Origin of the sequence: Devosia insulae DS-56, assembly GCF_000970465.2 — a bacterium.
GTDB classification, from domain to species: domain Bacteria; phylum Pseudomonadota; class Alphaproteobacteria; order Rhizobiales; family Devosiaceae; genus Devosia_A; species Devosia_A insulae.
In genome coordinates, this window is the sequence record NZ_LAJE02000277.1 from 1 (window position 1) to 4559 (window position 4559).

General features: G+C 67.4%; 4 protein-coding genes. 2 read left to right on the forward strand and 2 right to left on the reverse strand.

Features of this window, described 5'->3' with window-relative positions; genetic code table 11:
- Window positions 1-46: 46 nt before the first annotated feature.
- The gene (locus VW23_RS19255) at window positions 47-1204 is read right to left on the reverse strand and encodes a serine hydrolase domain-containing protein (RefSeq protein ID WP_069911168.1); all 1158 of its coding nucleotides are present in this window, start codon (window positions 1202-1204) and stop codon (window positions 47-49) included.
- Window positions 1205-1338: 134 nt separating this feature from the next.
- On the opposite strand from VW23_RS19255, the gene VW23_RS19260 reads away from it, so the two are divergent.
- Window positions 1339-1905 carry a dihydrofolate reductase family protein gene (locus VW23_RS19260; protein ID WP_069911169.1) on the forward strand — a complete coding sequence of 189 codons (567 nt, stop codon included), beginning with the start codon at window positions 1339-1341 and terminating at the stop codon, window positions 1903-1905.
- A gap of 303 nt (window positions 1906-2208) precedes the next feature.
- On the opposite strand, the gene dinB is transcribed toward VW23_RS19260, so the two are convergent.
- Window positions 2209-3456: a DNA polymerase IV gene (dinB, locus tag VW23_RS19265; protein ID WP_069911170.1), complete on the reverse strand. Its 1248-nt coding sequence runs from the start codon at window positions 3454-3456 to the stop codon at window positions 2209-2211.
- 105 nt (window positions 3457-3561) lie between these two features.
- Between dinB and VW23_RS19270 the strand changes: the two genes are divergently transcribed.
- Window positions 3562-4527, forward strand: coding sequence for an NAD(P)-dependent alcohol dehydrogenase (locus VW23_RS19270; RefSeq protein WP_069911171.1), 966 nt, complete (start codon window positions 3562-3564; stop codon window positions 4525-4527).
- Window positions 4528-4559 lie beyond the last annotated feature (32 nt).

Genomic DNA, 4559 nt, shown 5'->3' on the forward strand with positions numbered 1-4559 from the left:
CCCCCACCCCCCACCCCTCCCCTCAAGGGGGAGGGGAGCAGAGGGTCTACCGCGAAATGCTGTTCCAGGCGCCGTAGAGCGTCGAGTGCAACAGCTGCACGGTTTCGCCAGCGCGGTAGACTACCAGTTGCTGTTCGGGCAGCAGGTAGAGCACCTGGCCGCCCTGGCCCATCAGGTAGGTGAACGGGCCCTGCAGCGCCTGGCCGGCGCGATCGAGGACGTTCTGGCGCCAATGCTGGCCGTAATGGTCGTTGAGCCGCTCGGCAATGCCGACATCGAGGCCAAGGAACTCGCGCCAGAGCGCGGTGGGGAGGAAGGGCGCTGCCGGCGTGCCGTTCTCGATCAGGTACAGGCCGATGCGGATCCAGTCGCGCGCCGTGGCATAGATGCAGCAATAGGCGGAGACCGGTGCGCCAACTGCCGGCTGCCGCCAGGCGGCTGACGCCGCGCCGGCCGGGCGCCAGAGTTTTTCCGAGATCAGCTCCTCAAGGCCCTGTTGGTAGACAGTTTCGAGCACCTCGCCCAACAGTGCGGTGTTGACGTTCTGGTAGTTGAACGCGGACGTCGTCCTGGCGTCGGTGACGAGGCCGCCCTCGATGGCGCCAAGCCCAAGAAAGTGCGGCCGCGCCAGCGGGCCGAACGGGTTGGCCGAGGTATCGACGCTCTTGTCACCGCTGACGGCGCCGGCTTTGCCCTCGCCATGGTCGAAGGCGATGCCGCTGCGCATCAGGAGCAGGGCGCGCAGGGTGACGCCGGCGAGGCCGCGATCATCGGGCAGGAGCTCGCCCAAGGTCTGGTCGAGGGTTTTGAGCCGGCCTTCGGCCAGCGCCTTGTAGATCAGCGCACCGACGAGGCTTTTGGCCATCGAGAACGAGTTGAAGCGGGTTTCGGCGGTGAGACCTGGCGCATAGTGCTCGAGTTCTAGCCGACCAGCGCGGGCGACGAGCAAGGCCTTGCCGAGCTTCTCGGTGAAGGCGGCCTCGAGGTCGGGTTGCAATGGACGGGTGCTGGCTGCTTCAGCGATGTGCAGATCACGCGGCGTTGCGGCGCCCTCGATGCTGGCGAAGTGCCCGGGCGCCGGCCAGACAAGCGGCGGGACGCCCTCGGCGACCACCTGCGGCAGGTAGGGGGCATAGGCAAGGGTGGCCGTCACGGCAGCCGCCAGGATGATCACCAGCGCGATCAGCAGTTTACGCAACGACATCCCCCAACGCCCCTGGCGCAAATGGCTCGCAGGCACGGATGGCGGAAATGCGGCTGCTCGCTTGACAGGGCTGGTTTCACCGCGTAATCAACAATTATGTTGATTAACAATCCTGTTGATTACGGAGACGACAAATGAACAAGCTCATCAGCACGCACTGGATCAGCCTCGACGGTTTCATCGCCGGCCCGATGGGCGAGATGGATTGGATCCGTGGCGACGAGCAGCTGTCGAGTTACGAGATCGGACTGGTCAACGGCGCCAGCAGCCTGCTGCTTGGCAAGGGCACCTACCAGGATTTCGCGCAGTACTGGTCGGCCGTTCCCGCCAACCCCAATGCCGCGCCGTGGGAGAAGACCTATGCCGAGCGGGTCAATGCGCTGCACAAGGTGGTGATCTCGCACAACCTGCAGGCGGCGAAGTGGCCGACCTCGGAGCTGTGGCGGGAGCTCGATGCGGCCAAGGTCAATGAATTCAAGGCGCGAGCGGGCGGCGACATCCTCACCTATGGCAGCGCCACGATCGTGCAGCAGTTGACCAATCTCGGCCTTGTTGACGAATACCACTGGCTGATCCACCCGATCGTCCTCGGCAAGGGCCGGCGGCTGCTCGACAACCTGGAGCGGCGTTTCGATATCGAGCTGGTCGACAGCGAACGCTTCAAGAGCGGGGTGATGAAGCTGATCTATCGCAGGGTGTAGTGGCTCATCAGTAGAGGACACCTCTGATGCACTCCGCCTTAAGCCGCTATGGCTGAGGCAGGGTAGGCGAACCGACGCTCTGCAGGTCCCCCAAACACGGTGTCATCCCCGCGAAAGTGGGGAACTCCGTTTGCGATCGTGCGGCAGGCCAAAAGAACAGAGGTTCCCGCTTTCGCGGGAATGACCCGGTGGGTGGGGCACGACCCTAACCCTTCCCTAGCGCTCATGCGCTTTCGCGGGGATTACACCGAGTTTGGGGCACTTGCACGGGTGACATAGTGGAAGGTTACTGCAGGGGGCCGGTTACAGCGGCTTTTCCGCCAAGCCGCGGAAAGCATCGGGGACGGAGCGCTCCAGTTCCAGCGTCGCCGAGGCATAGCCGATGGCTTCGCGGCCGAAGCGGGTGCGGACGGCGTCCATGGCCCGATCGGCACTGAGGCGCGAGGCGCCGCGCCGGGTGCCGGGGCGGCGGGCGTCATCGGCGAGGTCGAGCGGCAGTTCGAGCTGGACCAGCGGATCGCGTTCGAGCTGCGCCACCGAAATGGCGAGCAGGGTGATGGTGCGCTCGTCGGGGTGATCGGCCTGGACGACGCGCACCAGATCCTCGGCGATTTCGGCGAGGCTGACGGTGGCCGAAATCGGGGAATCGATGGTGATCGAGCGGGTGACGGCGCGCAGATCGCGGAAGCGGACGCGCGCCGTGATGGTGTGGCCGTGCCAGGATTTTACCCGTAGCCGCGAGGCGATGCGGTCGGCGAGATGGTGCAGGGTTGGGCGGTAAATGCGCTCGATGAACGGCTTTTTGCCGAGCGCCGACTGGGCCCCGGCGGAGCGGGCGCGCTGGTTGGTGACGATGCCGCGCGGATCGCGGTTCCAGGCCAGGGCGCTGAGCTTTTCGCCGGCGGCATGGCCGAGGATACGCTGCACCCACTCGGTGCGCTGCTCGGCCAGCTGGCCGATGGTGAGGATGCCTTCATCCTCGAGCTTCCCCTCGGTGACCGGGCCGACGCCCCACATCAGCCCGACCGGCAGCGGGTGCAGGAACTCGAGCTCGCGCACCGGATCGACCACGACGAGGCCATCGGGCTTGGCCACCTGCGAGGCGATCTTGGCGAGATGCTTGGTGCGCGCCACGCCGACCGAGATGGGGAGACCGAGCTCGGCGCGAACGCGGGTGCGCACCGTGCGGGCGATGGTTTCGGGGCTGCCGAACAGGTGCTCGCAGCCGGCGACATCGGCGAACGCCTCGTCGATCGAGATGCGCTCGACCAGCGGGGTGTAGTCGTCGAGGATGCCGATCGCCGCATCGCCCAGCCGCTGATACTCCTCGAAATGGCCGCCGGTGAAGATCAGCTCGGGGCAGAGTTCCTTGGCCGCCCAGCCGGACATGCCGCCATGCACGCCAAACGCCTTGGCCTCGTAGGACGCGGCCAGCACCACGCCGCCGCCGACGGCGATCGGCTTGCCGCGCAGTTCCGGGTTCAGCAGCTGCTCGACCGAAGCGTAGAAGGCATCGAGATCGGCGTGCAGGATGGTGGCGGCCGGCTCCATCCGGGATTCTCCGTGGCGCAAATAAGAACATAAAGCGAACGAAGCGTCGAGCTTGTCAAGCGGCTCGCCGGCGGCGGATGGTGCTGCGGGGATCGGGAGGGCGCGATGCGAGCAGTGGTCTATTCGGCATATGGCGGGGTGGAGCAGCTGCAGCTCGCTGAGGTGGCGCAGCCGGTGCCGAGGCCCGGCGAGGTGCTGATCCGGGTCAAGGCCGCGTCGCTCAATTCATGGGATTGGGACCTGTTGCGCGGCCAGCCGTTCCTCGCGCGCCTGGGTGGCCTGATGCGGCCGCGCTATCCGACCCTCGGGGCAGACGTGGCCGGGGTCGTTGAGGCGCTGGGCGCAGGGGTAGGTCATCTCGCCGTCGGCGACAGGGTGTTCGGCGACCTCAGCGGGGCGAACTGGGGCGGGTTCGCCGAGTATGTCGCGGCGCCGGAAGTGCTGTTGGCGTCGATCCCCGACGGTATGAGTTTCGAAGCCGCCGCCGCGACACCGCAGGCCGGCCTGCTGGCCTGGCAGGGCCTCAACTGGAAGGGCGCGGTGCGGGCCGGCGACCGGGTGCTGGTCAATGGCGGCGGTGGCGGGGCCGGGACGTTCGCGATCCAGCTGGCTAAGCGCGCCGGCGCTGACGTGACCGGGGTCGACCGGGCGGAGAAACTGGACCTGATGCGCGCGCTGGGAGCGGAGCGGGTGATCGACTATCGCGCCGAGGACTTTGCCGCGGGCAGCGAGCGCTATGACCTGGTCATCGACATGGTGGCGTCGCGGCCGCTGGCACAATACCGGCAGGTGCTGACGCCCACCGGCCGGCTGACGGTGGTGGGCGGCACGACGCCAACCATCCTTGCCGTGGCGACGCTCGGGGCGATGCGCTCGAAGCCAGGCGGGCAGCAGCTCGGCCTGGTGCTGCACCAGCCCGATGTCGGGCAGCTGACGGAGCTGGGCGCACTGATCGCGACCGGCGCGGTGACGCCGGCGATCGACCGGGTGTATCCGCTGGCGGAGACGGCGGCGGCGTTTCAGCGGATCGGCGACGGGCAGGCGCTGGGGAAGCTGGTGGTGGTGCCGTGAGGCTCTGCTCCCCTCCCCCTTGAGGGGAGGGG

Excerpts from the sequence above, each read along its gene's own strand:
- VW23_RS19255 (WP_069911168.1), bottom strand. The coding sequence starts at position 1,204 with ATGTCGTTGCGTAAACTGCTGATCGCGCTGGTGATCATCCTGGCGGCT.
- VW23_RS19260 (WP_069911169.1), top strand. The coding sequence starts at position 1,339 with ATGAACAAGCTCATCAGCACGCACTGGATCAGCCTCGACGGTTTCATC.
- dinB (WP_069911170.1), bottom strand. The coding sequence starts at position 3,456 with ATGGAGCCGGCCGCCACCATCCTGCACGCCGATCTCGATGCCTTCTAC.
- VW23_RS19270 (WP_069911171.1), top strand. The coding sequence starts at position 3,562 with ATGCGAGCAGTGGTCTATTCGGCATATGGCGGGGTGGAGCAGCTGCAG.